At 38.5% G+C, this 14,202-nt stretch carries 16 protein-coding genes; all 16 read right to left on the minus strand.

Annotation, left to right across the window (positions count from 1 at the left end):
• Positions 1-193, minus strand: a 193-nt coding sequence (locus tag DWY37_RS15235; RefSeq protein WP_147403604.1) for a hypothetical protein, incomplete at its 3' end; no start/stop codon positions are given.
• A gap of 17 nt (positions 194-210) precedes the next feature.
• Complete coding sequence (locus DWY37_RS15240) at positions 211-483, minus strand: hypothetical protein (RefSeq protein ID WP_117901610.1); 273 nt, start codon at positions 481-483, stop codon at positions 211-213.
• A 12-nt stretch (positions 484-495) separates the two neighbouring features.
• Positions 496-975: a YwqH-like family protein gene (locus tag DWY37_RS15245; RefSeq protein WP_117699188.1), complete on the minus strand. Its 480-nt coding sequence runs from the start codon at positions 973-975 to the stop codon at positions 496-498.
• Between the two features lie 33 nt (positions 976-1,008).
• On the minus strand, positions 1,009-1,323 hold the full coding sequence (locus tag DWY37_RS15250; RefSeq protein ID WP_117699189.1) for a DUF4176 domain-containing protein: 315 nt from the start codon (positions 1,321-1,323) through the stop codon (positions 1,009-1,011).
• Between the two features lie 26 nt (positions 1,324-1,349).
• Entirely contained in the window at positions 1,350-5,534 is a 4,185-nt protein-coding gene (gene essC / locus DWY37_RS15255) for a type VII secretion protein EssC (RefSeq protein ID WP_117842352.1), read from the minus strand.
• 1 nt (position 5,535) lies between these two features.
• The gene (locus DWY37_RS15260; RefSeq protein WP_117699191.1) at positions 5,536-6,624 is read right to left on the minus strand and encodes a type VII secretion protein EssB/YukC; all 1,089 of its coding nucleotides are present in this window, start codon (positions 6,622-6,624) and stop codon (positions 5,536-5,538) included.
• Positions 6,625-6,668: 44 nt separating this feature from the next.
• Positions 6,669-6,899: a hypothetical protein gene (locus tag DWY37_RS15265; protein WP_147340222.1), complete on the minus strand. Its 231-nt coding sequence runs from the start codon at positions 6,897-6,899 to the stop codon at positions 6,669-6,671.
• The gene (locus tag DWY37_RS15270) at positions 6,868-7,287 is read right to left on the minus strand and encodes a type VII secretion EssA family protein (protein WP_118087650.1); all 420 of its coding nucleotides are present in this window, start codon (positions 7,285-7,287) and stop codon (positions 6,868-6,870) included. Before DWY37_RS15270 ends, DWY37_RS15265 begins: the two co-directional genes overlap by 32 nt.
• An 85-nt stretch (positions 7,288-7,372) precedes the next feature.
• Entirely contained in the window at positions 7,373-7,675 is a 303-nt protein-coding gene (locus DWY37_RS15275; RefSeq protein ID WP_158552129.1) for a WXG100 family type VII secretion target, read from the minus strand.
• Between the two features lie 19 nt (positions 7,676-7,694).
• Positions 7,695-10,211, minus strand: coding sequence for a hypothetical protein (locus DWY37_RS15280; protein WP_118544581.1), 2,517 nt, complete (start codon positions 10,209-10,211; stop codon positions 7,695-7,697).
• Positions 10,212-10,675: 464 nt separating this feature from the next.
• Positions 10,676-11,077 (minus strand): hypothetical protein, encoded by a 402-nt coding sequence (locus DWY37_RS15285; protein WP_118542340.1) that lies wholly within the window; start codon positions 11,075-11,077, stop codon positions 10,676-10,678.
• A gap of 129 nt (positions 11,078-11,206) precedes the next feature.
• On the minus strand, positions 11,207-11,545 hold the full coding sequence (locus tag DWY37_RS15290) for a hypothetical protein (protein WP_147403605.1): 339 nt from the start codon (positions 11,543-11,545) through the stop codon (positions 11,207-11,209).
• 53 nt (positions 11,546-11,598) lie between these two features.
• Positions 11,599-11,970 carry a hypothetical protein gene (locus DWY37_RS15295; RefSeq protein ID WP_118544579.1) on the minus strand — a complete coding sequence of 124 codons (372 nt, stop codon included), beginning with the start codon at positions 11,968-11,970 and terminating at the stop codon, positions 11,599-11,601.
• Positions 11,971-12,116: 146 nt separating this feature from the next.
• Positions 12,117-12,560 carry a hypothetical protein gene (locus DWY37_RS15300; protein WP_118544578.1) on the minus strand — a complete coding sequence of 148 codons (444 nt, stop codon included), beginning with the start codon at positions 12,558-12,560 and terminating at the stop codon, positions 12,117-12,119.
• Between the two features lie 903 nt (positions 12,561-13,463).
• Complete coding sequence (locus DWY37_RS15315; RefSeq protein ID WP_118542472.1) at positions 13,464-13,721, minus strand: hypothetical protein; 258 nt, start codon at positions 13,719-13,721, stop codon at positions 13,464-13,466.
• Positions 13,712-14,143, minus strand: a complete 432-nt coding sequence (locus tag DWY37_RS15320; protein ID WP_147403606.1) for a hypothetical protein — start codon at positions 14,141-14,143, stop codon at positions 13,712-13,714. The genes DWY37_RS15315 and DWY37_RS15320 overlap by 10 nt, the downstream gene beginning before the upstream one ends.
• Positions 14,144-14,202: the final 59 nt, after the last annotated feature.

Genomic DNA, 14,202 nt, shown 5'->3' on the forward strand with positions numbered 1-14,202 from the left:
TTGCAAGATTCATATGATAATCCCACATATAGCTTCTCACATGCTCTGCTGCCTCTCCGTGCATCTCCGACATGGCAGCAATCTCTACAATACTGCTTCTTACCGCATCTATCTGCTCTATCCACCGGTCAAGCTGTGCCAGAATCAGTTCCCGAATGCTGGTAATTTCTTCATACTTTACCTGAAATCCCATAACTTTCTCCACTCCCCCTATTTTGTCTTTATCATTTTCATCAAAGAAGCTTCTGCATCAACCAGTTCATCACGCAGTGTGAGAAGCTTCCCGGCATCCTGCGTCAGGAGGCTCTGATAATAACTCATCAGACCAATTAACTGTGAAAAGCCTGCCCGGTACGCTGTCATGGCATCCATTGATACATTTAAATCCGGAACTGTAAGCTGCTTTCCTTCTACCTCACCGGATACCGTTGAAAAAGAATGTACCTTTGATGTATAAACATTGGTATCTAATTTTATCAGCATAATGATGCCCTCCTAATTAGTATGTTTTTCCAGCCAGTTGCAAAGACTGTTCCAACTGCTCTGCAGCTTGCCGATATACTCATTCTTATTGTAGATTTCATTCTCTCTTCTTGTAATCTCATCACAAAGTGCATCCAGATCATATCCCAGATTGGTACAGACATTTCCGTATTCTGTTTTCAATGCACTGGAGGCAGAAATTGATGCATTATATAAATCTCCACGCCAGCCACTGTCTAATGTATATTTATCCTCAATACCATCCTTCTGGTTTCTCAGCGTATCTATGGCTGTCTCAAGTCTCGTTTTCAGTTCCTTTAATGTATTAAGTGTCCCCTCCATGGGAGCCAGACTGCTGCTTTCTAACTGCAAACTGCTCTTTACTGTGTTTAACTGCTGTTTTACCTGATTAATCTCCGCTGTACTGGTTGTACTCTTCTTTGTTGTTGAACTTCCTTTACTGCCGGAAGAGCTTTTCTTCGTCTTCGACATTTATCCTTTCCTCCTCATCTCTCCGACGCCTTCTTATGCTTCCTGTTCTTTCTTCAGCAGCTGCTCCTGCAGCACACTCAGATTGTTTTTAATATTTTCCTGCATCAGCTTCTCGTCTTCATCCTCATAACCGCGATATACTATTTTCTGAATATCCTTATGCTGAAAATATAACAGTGCATCTCCTATAACCCCTTCCGGATAGGTACACGCTCCATAATCAAAATATCTTTTTTCACCTTTGACTACTGCAAATGCACCTCTTGCTATAATCATAATTTTCTTTACGCCACCTTTAAGCTGCACAATACTTCCTAACGGCAAAAACTCTATATTTTCCTGTTCCATCTTTTTATCCTCCTGCTTATTTTTCTTTATTCTTCTCTGTCTTCACATTTCGGTATGCGGATACGCACATATGCTCCATTATGGAAAAGCAGACCATCACTTAACTGCGGCAATTCCTTTGCTGCAACTGTTCCAAAAATTCCTGTAGAACCAGGGTTGCCCACCAGCAGACCATCCGTAGTTGCTTTTGCAAATTTGGTAATCTCATCAAATCCTTTTAATTTACCGGAATTGGCTGTAAGAATAAATCGGATTCCACTGGACAATGCCCCACTCAATATCGGTGCCAACAATACAGCTTTTAATTTCGTTGCCTCTACAAAGTCATCCCACTCATCTACCACGACATAACATGCATCCAGTTCCTGAACCAGACGGCGTGGTAACTGTTCCGGATGTTCCTTCATCTTCTGCTGCAGCTGCTGATTTCGTGCAGTCACCAGTCCCCCCAGTTCCATAAGAAACGCATCTATTCCATCTGCTCCGATATAATGAATCTCATCTCCGGACCTGTAATGATATAGTTCCATATCTTTCGAGTCTAATAAATATACTTTTCCTCTTCCTGTTATCTGTTCTAAAATAACCTTTAATGCATTCGTCTTTCCTCTTGCAGTCTCACCCAGAATTACAAATGGTGTTGTAAGACCTGCCGGAATACATTCCGGCAATACACTCTCTTTATTCAGTCCCAGCCAGATTGCCTTCTCTGCAGCGTTTTCTTCTGCTGTATGCTGTTTCTTTATCATTTCCATAAATGTTCTGATATTTAACTCATCCGGCAATACCGGGATTCTCGGTGCTACAGTATCCGGATAGCATGCATTTATCTGCTCAATACAGGCTTCTATACCCTGGTTATACTCCAGTTCATCTGTAAATGCAGTCATGACATAGACCTGCATGACACTTACCAGTCCATTGTATTTTATAAGTGTCCGTCCCTTTATCTCTGACTGTGAATAAGAACTTCGTCCCACAATTACATGCAAGTCTGATTCATCGAAAAGATAACCTGCCACTTTATTCTTAAAATTGTTATATGTAGAATACTTCATGGCATTACTTCGTGTTGCTGTTGCTGCCATATATATGCCAAGTCCGGTACCATCTCTGGATAATTTCTGGAAAAATTCTTCCGCTTCATATCCCAGTTCTTTGACCACATCATAATTGTCAATAGCAATTACTATTGCTTTTAATGTCTTTTCTGCCACCTGATTGTATACTTCAAAATTCTGTACCATCCGTTCTGCCAGTAATTTTTTACGCCGTTTTATCTCTGCCTGTATAAGATTGCAGAACTTACGGAATCGTTCTGTATCATCAAAACTGATATAGTCTGCCGTATGATGCAGGCGGTTCAATGGAATCAATCCACTGTTTCCAAAATCCAATATATAGAAGTTCAGATTCTCTACCCGGTTATGCATTGCCAGTGACAACAACACGGTTGTAAGAAATGCTGTTTTTCCATAACCTGCGGAAGCAATATATAAGAGATTTCCGTCTGTGGCAAAATCAAGCTGGTACTCCACCTGCTGCTGTTCTTCCGGAATATCTATCTTTCCAATCCGTGCAATCAGATTTAATGCATTTCCTTTCTCTGCCTGCTGGTCCGATACAATCTGTTCCGGCAACGGTGGCATCCACGGCCGTTTTACTTCCACGGTATCCATTGCCTCATATACTCTGTGGATATAATCTACCGTAGCATCCAGCTGCGTCATCATATTGCCGCCGGAAGCATGTTCATCACTTAAATCTTCATTTATCAGTTCACCCTGTCCAAGGTCATTCACCAGATAAACTCTGTCATCTACTTTTTCCTCTTCCTTTTCACTTACATAAGAAGCTCCACTCCATGCCGACTGGAATAATTCATAGATTTCATTATTTCCAACCTGAAGATAAGCTCTTCCGGGGATTGTAATATTGGCGGCATCCGGTGTCTTTAATATTTCTTTACTGTCTGCCTCATTCTGTACCATAAGTGCCAGTTTAAACTTGGAGTTTGTCCAGATTTGGTCATCTACAACTCCGGTTGGTTTCTGTGTTGCCAGTATCAGATGCACACCAAGGCTTCGTCCGATTCGCGCCGCCGATACCAGTTCCGTCATAAAATCCGGCTGTTCCTTTTTCAGCTCTGCAAACTCATCACTGATAATGAATAAATGCGGCAGTGGTTCCTTTGCCTCTCCATTCTGGAACAGCTTATGATATGCATTGATATGATTCACATCATAGCTGCTGAATATTTTCTGTCTTCTTGCCAGTTCACTCTTAATTGATGCCATGGCACGCATACTCTGTGCTCCATCCAGATTGGTGATTGTTCCCAGCAGATGCGGCAGATTCCGGAATAATCCTGCCATTCCACCACCTTTATAATCAATCAGTAAAAATGCCACCTCATACGGATGATAATTGACTGCCAGAGACAGTATATAAGACTGGATAATTTCCGATTTACCGGAACCTGTCGTTCCTGCTACAAGTCCATGGGGACCATGGGCTTTTTCATGCAGATTAAGATTGACATAATCTTCCTTGGCTCTTACCCCAAGCGGAACAGCCAGGGACTTTGCTGCATGATTTTTCTTCCATCGTTTTGCAATATCCAGTTCCTCCGGATGCTCCACCTGATACATTTCAAAAAATGTAATACTCTCCGGTATCTGTGCACTGATTCCCTGCATATGCTCCAGTGTACTTAAATTTCTTGCCATCCATTCCAAATTTATACCGCTGGTATCTGACAATTCAAAGGAAAGATTTTTCTCTTCCTTCTCTTCCATCAGAAGTGTTGCCTGACCGGAATTATGAAGCATAACTATTGTACCGATATTCTCAGGCAGATTTGCTCTCATATTTGTGGTGTAAATAATAGAAAATCCAAGGTTATCCCCTTCTTTATCCAGATATTCCATAATAGAATGGTCCATAATTAACTTTGGCTCATCTATAATAAATATAAGATGCGGCAGAAAACGGCTTTCCTTCTTACTTTCTTCTAATTTGTTTTTCCGGTTCTTAATCATCTGATGCAGGCTTCCAAGAATCTGGTCTCTCTTCCGCTCTGAATTTACAGTTCCCACTACATTTACCGCATGTATCCGTAAATGTGGATACCAACGCATCCACTGGAAATCAGCATCAAATCTGTTATTATAAATTGTTACGATTTCAAGGTCATGATAACTCTGAAAAAAAGTAAGCTGCGCCACAAGTAATTTCAATTGCTCATGAATAACGCTTTTCTCTCCCACCAGTCCCAGATGTGCTTTCTTTAAATCTACTACAACAGGCTGTTTCATCTTTGAAAATTCCCGCTTCAATTCCTGTGCTTCCAGTTCCAGCTCATCCGGTTTATCCTTTAATTCATCCGTAGAAAGGCGAATACGGAAATGACAATCTGCCATTACCTGTCCCAAAGATACATTCAGGAAATCATCATCATTAGAGCTTCTCTCATAGATTCTTGGACTGTACTGCCCAACCATCCGGGCAAGCTCCTTTACCTCCGGATAATTATAGTGATTTGCCTCTTCTTCATTCTGATATGCTGCATATATTTCCTTTCTTTTCTTTAACAGATATTCCCGATATGTTTTCTCCCGGAGCCTTTTATTCTCCTGACCTTCCTTACGGTCTGTTATATATTTAACCACCGTAAATATTGTTGTCATCACTGTGCCTGCTGCTGACATCAGCACATATAAACCACGCTTCATTAAAATACTGATTCCTACTGTCACACACAGCATCACAAGAGGCGGCACAATAAGTTGTACCAGACTCTCTTTCTTTCCATTCTGCTGTTCTTTTGGGCTGGTCAGACTAATTTCCAAATCCGGTATTCTTTTAATGATTCGAGGAGAACGTTTATACTTCGGATATCCTTCAAATGGAATTTCTTTTTCTTCCAGTTCCAATAATCCATCGGTATTGATATTCACCGTATCTTCGCATTCCACCTGTACACTTTTTTCCAGGAAGATAATTTTTCCCCGGGAAAAGCTTAATTCATCTCCATTGTTTATCTTTCCTTTACAGGCGGCTTCCCTTCCGTTCCAGTATATGTTCTCATAACCTTCTATTGTTACCTCATCATTCCTGACCCATAGCCTTGCCGGAAATCCTTCAATTCCAAGATTTCCATTTTTTCCGTCTATTGTAAAATTCTCTGTTCTCTGAAAGCTTCTCTTCATGCTATTCTTCCTCGGTATCGTATTTTTCCATCAATGGCTGCATCTTCTGTGCAATTTTCTCCAGCTCCTGTGTTTTCTCTTCTCCACTGAGACTGCTGTCTGTCTCTATCATGGATTTCTGTTTCATATAAGCATAAAGCAGCATTTCATCATCGGACTGCTGCATGGCAATATCAATTGCCTCTGAAATGTCATTTCTTCCAAGATATATCCAGTACTCCAATCTGGCTGGCGTCTCCTTTAAAGAAAGATTGCTTATAATATTCTCTTTCTGCTGCTGTGTCAGATTCTCACTTCTCACATAGGAATTGGCAAGAATATATTTCTGATATATATCCATATCTTTTACCGATATTTCCTGCATAGCATCCACACAGGATACATAATCAGCGGAAATATAGGCATTTTCTGCCGCAATTACTGCATCCTTATATGGCTCAGTACGGATGAAATCAACCAATGCATAGACCGCCAGTACTATTGCCAACAGCAATACCACAACAAACGATGCCTGCAATGTACGATACCGTCTTCGGTTCAGAAAAATCATTTTCACAGACCGTTCTGTCTCTATCTCCTGCTTACGCTGTTCCAACAGTCTGACCAGCTCTTCTACGGATTCCACCTGCCGTACCTTTTGCAGTATGCCACCCTTTAAAAGCTGCATTCCTCCCTGTACATAATCCGCATAACTGTACTGTTTCTGTAATGCATAGCCAATGAGTGCTTTATATTCTTCCATCCATTTCTGTTCATCATATTCTCTGTCTTCCCCGCAGATATCTCTCTGTTTTACATAGACCAGATGATTCCTGTCGTAATAAAGATTTTCCGGCTCTAATGTAAAGTAATATGATTTCCGGCATGCTGCCAGTAATTCTATATTTTCCAATACCGCCAGTCTTGTGGTAATATCTTCTTTTCGTATCTCTGTCATCGGTGTCAGTGCTTCCAGATTATAGGTTAAAAGCAGTTCCTCCCCTTCTTCCTCTATTTTCACTGCAATAAGACCTGTATCCGGATACATTAATTTCTGATAATCAAATATGCCTTCCGCCTGTAATGCTGATTTCTTTATTCTTTCTTCCATCTTTTCTCTCCCGTATCTTATTTTCTTCTGTCCTCTGTCTGCCTCTACTGTATGCAGAGAATATCTCCATCATAAATACTCTGCTGTTCATAGTTCTTATTCATGTCCAGAAATCTTCCCCTGCGTTCAGATTTCATTTCATGTACCTCTTCCTGTGGCAGTTTTCCCGCTTCCTTTAAAATAAGCATGGTATCTATTATTTTCTGCTGTGGATTAACCTGTATATCTTCCTGCCAGCTTCCTTCACGATTCATAATTGTAAGTGTGAGCAACATTTTTCTTCCACCTTCCCTGTCTTCTCTTCCGATATTGCAGCAACAGCAGAATTCCCACTGCCAGCAGAATTCCGCATGCCGGAATCCAATACACATCCAATGATGCGGTTACTTCTGCCTGCTGCTGCAGCTGCTGACTTCCTGTTGTTAAAAATAATTGTTCTTTTACAGCCTCTTCTTTTCCGGCATTTTCATCCATTTTCTTTATAAATACCTGTTCCTTTGTATCCTCATAGCTGCGTTGTTCCTTCTGCTGGTAATCTTTTACTTTTTCTTCATAATCATCCGTAAATACATCTGCTCCGTTTACATCCGTCAGCGACTGATAGGTCTGCGACCGGTTCTGCAGTACCGAAGGATTAATCTCTATCTTAGAATTATCTGTCACTTTACTTCTCCTGTTTCTGACAAAAGTATGGTCTTAAGGGATAGAAGAATCGGAAAGTCACAGGATGTGGCTTTCCGATTCTCTATTACATTACTCCAATCTTTCCGGCAATTTCACGGTCAATGTTCTGCATAGATGTAGATACATCACGTAACTGCTGTGCAATGGATGTAATTAATTCTGCAGTTGCAGAAAAGCTAGGCTCTAAGGAACTGAACTGATCATAAAATGCCTGACTGCTCTGTCCTGCCCATTCATCGCAAAGTGTAGAAACCATATTACGCATGGTACTTACTACCTGCTGGAATTCCTCACATCTTGCATCAAATTCATTTGCCTTTGTCTCCATCTGCTCCGGACTAATCCGGATGTTGTTTACATCTGCCATTTCTTTTGTCTCCTTTACTTTATATTGCAACGTCTTTCGACGGGTTGCTCTGTTCCTTGATTCTTCTGTGATAACTTCTGGCATAGCTTCCTAATATTCCCACCGCCAGAATTCCTAATATTCCATATAAAAGATATTCCACCCAACGTGAACTCTTCTGTTGTTCCCTGCTGCCGGTAACACTTTTCTGTGATACGGTATGATCCACCTCATCCTTTAAACGCTGGTAATCGCTGACCTGCAGCATCTGCGTTGGTTGTGCCACAAATTCATATACCTGTGTATATTCCATGCTTCCTACTCTTGTATAGGGAAGCTTTGCTGCAAAATCTGCCAATGCCGTCTGATTCTGACTGCTTGTAGTATTCTTCACTTCCTTTGCCGAAGCCAATGCATCTGTAACTGCCTGATTGGAAGTTTCTTTCGCTTCTTCCATGTGCTGCTGCAATGTCAATATATTTTCTGAAGTAGTCTGATACAATTTATCTGCATAATCCACATAAGACTGATTGCTGGTATTGATTTCCTGCTGCATAAGTGCAGCATTCTCTCTCATGCTGCTCACGCTGTCATTCATCACTGTGGTATCCTGCCTTGGATGAAATCCATTTACGCTTCTTTGATAAGAATTAACTGCATCCTGTTCTTCTTTCTGGCTATTTTCTATCTCCTTTTTCACGAAATCTGTGCGGTCTGCCAATGGCTGTATACAACCACTCTGAACCAGACCCGTAATGCCATCCACATCAACATTCTTCTGTGCCGCCACATCTGTCTGCATCGCATTACATAAAAGCCCGGTATCTCCCAGCAAATCACGAAATCCCATTCTGCTGCCATCCCCGGTCTGCCAGCTTCCATCAAATGCCGGTAATGTATAATCTTCTGTCGTAATCTGTTCCAGTGATGCCTTAAGATATTCTCCCAATGCATCCACATCTCCCGTTACCTTTAGCTGCGTCTCTGTCTGTGCAACCGGCACTTCTCCATCCAGATATGCCTTTAAAAATTCCTTTGTAGAGGCATACCCCTGTTCTGTCAGAAATTCCATGATTTCTGTATCTGCATCACACTGCTCAAATATTTTTTCTACCGTAACCGTTGCTTCCGGTTCTTCTCCAGTATCTTCGCCTTCGCCTGATTCCGGTTCGTTTTTCTCTTCTTCTTCTGTTTTGCCTTCTTCTGTTTTGTCTTCTCCGGTTTTCTCTTCTCCGTTTTTGTCTTCTTCTGTTTTCTCTCCTTCTCCGGTTTTATCCTCTTCTCCGTCCCCGCCATCTGAATCTTCCGGCAGCAGAAATGCCTTTAATATTTTGTCGATATAATTCTTGTTCTTTACATTTTCTTCAATTGCATTCTGTTCCAGTGCAATGGTAATAACCGGCGGTTCTTCCATTCCTTCTACCTGACTGCAGGTCAGTTCATATGCTACTGTTCCATCTTCTGCCTCTGCTTCCTTCCATTGCAGTTTTGGCAGCTGAGCCTCCATTTCTCTGCCATAGGAATTCAGGTTCTGTATTCCTGCTGCTTCAATTCTCTGATTATAGTTTTCAATGCATTGCTGCAAATTCGTATCCAGTTGTTCTGTCACATTTTGAATCTGTGCAATCTGGGCAAGACGGCTGTTTTGTTCAGCAGTCTTTTCTCCGTTATATGCAAGCAATGTATCCTGCAGATTTCGAATCCCCTCCCGATATAAAAGTTGCCCGTCTGCATCCGAAAGTAAATTGATTTCTCCTACGCCTTCTGATATTTCTTTTAAGGAACTGACCAGTTCATTTCCTGCTGTCCGCAAATCACTTAACTGTGCAGAAGCATCTGACAGATTTTCCCGATATGCACTGTCTACTGCCTGAATCAACTGCGCATTTTCCTCTGTATAATCCGAAATATCTAACGGTATTGTAGTGTCTTCCTGCTGTTTTAATTCCGGAACTGGAACCATGCTTACCAAATCAGATGCCTGTATTCCCTGTATTGCTTCTTTATCTGTAATGTCATTATTCATAACCATTGCAGATTCATCCTGCGCCGCATGAAATTCATCCATTATGTTACATAGATACATATATGTCATCTGACTGTTCAGTTGTTCCCCAAACTGAAGGACATCACCTAAAAGATCTTCTCTTGCATCCGCTGATACATCTTCACTGACTGCATACTGTAACTGCGATGCCGCCGGAACTGTATTTAAGCTTTCAACATTTTCCGAAAAATCTGATGGAATTATAATATAAGCACCGTATCGCCCTTCTTCTATTCCATTTCTGGCATCTTCTAATGAGGTATATATGAAATTATCATTTGGAAAATTTATGATCTGCTCCCCATAATAGACTTGTGTATTACCATCCGATATGCCGGTATCCAGATTCACAACTGCCACTCCCTGTGACTCCACCGTTCTTTCTACTGCTGTATTACCTGTCTGCAATGTAGTGTTTCCATTTATCTTACCGATTTGATATCCGGTAAAACCGCTTGTTCCCAGCAGCATAATGCACAAAAGAACAGTTATTACTTTCTTCCGTTTCATATCCTCTCTCCCTTTTCTTTTGTCTTTGTCGTATAGATTCTTTCTCTTTTTTTCGTAAATGTCAACCAAAAATATTCGACCTCATTTTCCCTCTATCTGTTCCTCTTTTTTTCTCTCCTGATTTGTCATTTTTCCTTATTTTCCGGGCATTTCAGCATACTTTTTCTAAAATTAACAGATGATTAATTTCTATATCATTTTAAACTTAATTTAATCTGGTCGAATAAAAGTCGAAACAGTTTTCTCTGAACGTCAAAGCAGTTTTTCCTTTTTTGTGTAATCTGCCATCTTGCTACTCGCGTAAATAAAAGAAACACGCTTTGCGAGTTTCTCGAGTTATCGCGGTGCTCGCCAAATCTGCATGCAAGCATGCGATTTTTCTCGCTACTCGCGTAAATAAAAGAAACGCATTGTCTCCATAGCACCAAGTGCTATAGAAACAATGCGTTTAAAAATTATCCTACTTAACATATCTTTTGATTTTTAGCGTTCCAATGAAATGGAGGCGCGATAATAAAATCAATTCTTAATACATCTACATGTACCTGTTTACCGTCTAAATAGCCATAATTATATAATTCTTCTTCGTCTATTTCAAAATTGATTATGGATTTCAAAATTCCCTTAGCAATATCCAGTGTTCCAAAAAGTGAATAGGCAAAGCTTTGATTTTTTCTCTCTATACTTACTTTTTTTTCATCACACTGCGTAATTTCTAAGTCATCATATAATGATATCTCAACTGTTGCCTCCTGACCTGTTTCTTTTATAATTCCACAATTAACAAATCCTGTAATATATGCATCTCCGATTCTAATTGTAACTTCATCATCAACAACATTTATTATTTTGCAATTATATTTCATGTGCATTACCCTTCTTCTTATTTTAATCTTGTCACTGGCTGCTGCATTCACGATTATTACACAATTCTATCTTCTCCTGCTCTTTTCCACCAATCATCGCACCAATAAAAGCTGACTGTTTTATCTGTACTACCAATAAAGTAATTTTCTTATTTCATCAGATATTCTTAATAATCTTTTCCATTCTTCAAATGTTCTTACCGCTTCAACACTACGCAACTCTACATTTTTGTCTAATTGCATAAATGAATTTCTTAACTCTATACCTTTTTCTAGTATATCATCATCAATCATACCTTCATTCAAAAGAAGATTTAATGTATCTTCATGCAGAAAACTAATAGCATCTATCGAAAATTCTTCAAATAGATTATGTTTAATTGTATCATCACTTTCTGTCAGCAAATAACTCCCACATTCTTGAATTGTTTTTTTAAAGTTTTCATATTTTTCTTCTAATGAAACCATCATCTCATCACCTCTGAGCATTCATTCCTACCCTAAAAGCTATATTATTTTTATTATATATGCTTTTGAGGATTGTAATTTTGATAAGCCTTTTCCCTCGCCATTATCTTTTCTTCCTCTGATACTTCATCTGCAAAATCAAACTTACCTTCTTTTATCGAAAAATAATCATGAAATAATTTTTCATTTTCAACAAGTTGATATAAATTTGCACACCACGGATATCTTATATTAACTTCTAAAGATTTAAAGCTAGTCTTCTTCCCCTGAGCTATCCAAATGCTTCTTTTATGCTCCAATTTTAACCACGATAATATCTTAACTACTACCACATTCAACTCATAATCACTTAGTTGATTATTTGTTATCAATATACTTTTATCCCTTTTTTTCATATATCTCAGCAATTCGTCAATTGTACTCATCATTTTCTCCTATCACTTATTATAATTACTCCATATACGAGCCATCATAACCTTACTACTACTTTGTCACTTTTTCCATAATATATTTCTGCATATAATAAAATAATTTAAAAACGGAGACATTGCCCGGAACGCAAATAGTCATTTTATTTTAGGAATTCATTTGATTTTATCAAATACTCCTTCATTAAGGAAACTCTTCTACCATCCAATTCTCCAGTATCAATCTCAACATCAAATTTAAAAACAAACCGATTAGCAATTTCATCCTCCAGTGTTTTTAATTCTTCTTTATCAGTATGTTCACATAAAAATTTCAACCATTCTTTAGCTTTTTCTAGATTCCGATTCAATAAATAGTCCTTTTTTTCAGTTCTCATTAATTCAATTGTGGTTATCAATTCATTTAAAATATTTATTAACTCATTGTGACTTTTTTTATCTATAATATTCATGTTATCCTTAAATCGCCTTCCATAAAAATCAATTGCTCTACAATTACCTTCATATTCTGCAACCTCAATAATTTTATTATCAAATTGCAATTCCTTTCCGGCTAACAATATTTTATTATTTTGATTTTTTATCATTGTCCAACAATCCTTTCATTCGTAAATGTACCAACGTTTTTTCCATTTATTATTAAATCATACTCTGGTAAATTAATTGTATTATTACCACTCTTTGCTGGTATTGATTCAACCGCATGCTCTTTTCATAACAGCCCGCTGAATGCATATTACAAAAAGAAATGTGAACAATGTAAACATCACTTAACTGCCACAGGCGCCGTAGCAAGACTATCATTTAAGCCTGTCGGTGGGGAGGCTTAGTTGTAATGCTCATTTTTTAATTCTCGAACTTTATCACACCACTCATCAATTAATTGACGAAGTTCTTTTGTATCAACTTCACACCAATTTCCTATAGCATCCTCTACCAGATTATCATATACTTTAGTCGTTTTAGGACTTATTTCTGCACAACATACATTTCCATTTACTTCTTCATACTCACTTTCGCCTGATAGTACTTTGTCAAAACTAGATTAAATCCATTCTTCAAAAGGAGATACATCTGATTCCAAAAAAGTGGATAATATTTCATATTTATTCTCTTTAAACTCTATTAATAATCTTTCTTTTTTTCCAATTTGTATTGTTTTATAAAATCTCAATATCATAATTTTCTACAACTTCCTTCCATATTAGTATACAGGATATGCTGAAATATTTTTTAGATTTAACGTTGCCCTACAAATAGCATTGGAAAATAATTCAAAATGCATAATTAAGCAAAATATTCTCCCATTTACTAACTAATCCTTTGGCTACTATACGCAGACAATTTTTGATATATATATATCCCCCCTTCTCCACTCAATAAATTTTCTCTATCCTGACTATCATATGCTTGTGCAAAGAAACTTCCGCAGGGGTATTTCCCCATATCCGGGTCCTTTTTATACAAATAATATATTTCTATATCAAGGATTATATTTTTTTATATAATTCTGCCAACTCCACCAACTCCATACCTAAATAATCCGAATAGTCCCATGAGTCAATTATAATTTGAGGATAACTCAAAATAATGTTTTTCTGTCTGCTACTAGTTTGAAGTTCACTCAATATAGTTTGCAACTGAACCATATTTCTCTCACTTTGTCCCTCTTTTACTTTTTCTATTTCCTCCTTTACTTTCTGTTGCAACTCACCATTTCTTTTAATAAACCGCTCTTCTAATGACATTTTATCAAATCCTCCAAATTATTAATATACCATTGATTGGCACCACCAATATACTGACTGCCAAAACTCTTCTGAGCAGCAGTCTTTCCTGTAATCATTATAGTTCCACTTCTAACTTGGAACTGCTGAATCCCCGTCATTCTATTCCACTCATATGGTAAAGCTAAATTCTGACGATTTGTTAAAGGTGAAAATGTTTCAAATAAATATCTTCCCTCTGTATTTGCATTTCCGCCATAAAATCTCAAACCATATGTACTGTCTCCAGCAGTTTGAAGTTTTATTTTTTCTACATTGAAAGACTCCAATATCTGTTTTCTATATACTCTTGGAACACCCTGACTCTGTAAATATTCTGATGCTTGCTTTACACCATCATAAGAATACACCGAGTTACTACCACTCTCTCCAACATTTTCCAACTGCTACGGTCTTTTTACGTTATTTACTACTTCCAGCTCTGCCTCACTGAGCGTTCCAT

Origin of the sequence: Roseburia sp. AF25-13LB, from assembly GCF_003478915.1 — a bacterium.
Classification (GTDB): Bacteria; Bacillota; Clostridia; order Lachnospirales; family Lachnospiraceae; genus Roseburia_C; species Roseburia_C amylophila.

Excerpts from the sequence above, each read along its gene's own strand:
- DWY37_RS15285 (WP_118542340.1), bottom strand. The coding sequence starts at position 11,077 with ATGAAATATAATTGCAAAATAATAAATGTTGTTGATGATGAAGTTACA.
- DWY37_RS15315 (WP_118542472.1), bottom strand. The coding sequence starts at position 13,721 with ATGTCATTAGAAGAGCGGTTTATTAAAAGAAATGGTGAGTTGCAACAG.
- DWY37_RS15260 (WP_117699191.1), bottom strand. The coding sequence starts at position 6,624 with ATGGAAGAAAGAATAAAGAAATCAGCATTACAGGCGGAAGGCATATTT.
- DWY37_RS15300 (WP_118544578.1), bottom strand. The coding sequence starts at position 12,560 with ATGATAAAAAATCAAAATAATAAAATATTGTTAGCCGGAAAGGAATTG.
- DWY37_RS15280 (WP_118544581.1), bottom strand. The coding sequence starts at position 10,211 with ATGAAACGGAAGAAAGTAATAACTGTTCTTTTGTGCATTATGCTGCTG.
- DWY37_RS15245 (WP_117699188.1), bottom strand. The coding sequence starts at position 975 with ATGTCGAAGACGAAGAAAAGCTCTTCCGGCAGTAAAGGAAGTTCAACA.
- essC (WP_117842352.1), bottom strand. The coding sequence starts at position 5,534 with ATGAAGAGAAGCTTTCAGAGAACAGAGAATTTTACAATAGACGGAAAA.
- DWY37_RS15240 (WP_117901610.1), bottom strand. The coding sequence starts at position 483 with ATGCTGATAAAATTAGATACCAATGTTTATACATCAAAGGTACATTCT.
- DWY37_RS15265 (WP_147340222.1), bottom strand. The coding sequence starts at position 6,899 with ATGTTGCTCACACTTACAATTATGAATCGTGAAGGAAGCTGGCAGGAA.
- DWY37_RS15295 (WP_118544579.1), bottom strand. The coding sequence starts at position 11,970 with ATGAGTACAATTGACGAATTGCTGAGATATATGAAAAAAAGGGATAAA.
- DWY37_RS15275 (WP_158552129.1), bottom strand. The coding sequence starts at position 7,675 with ATGGCAGATGTAAACAACATCCGGATTAGTCCGGAGCAGATGGAGACA.
- DWY37_RS15250 (WP_117699189.1), bottom strand. The coding sequence starts at position 1,323 with ATGGAACAGGAAAATATAGAGTTTTTGCCGTTAGGAAGTATTGTGCAG.
- DWY37_RS15290 (WP_147403605.1), bottom strand. The coding sequence starts at position 11,545 with ATGGTTTCATTAGAAGAAAAATATGAAAACTTTAAAAAAACAATTCAA.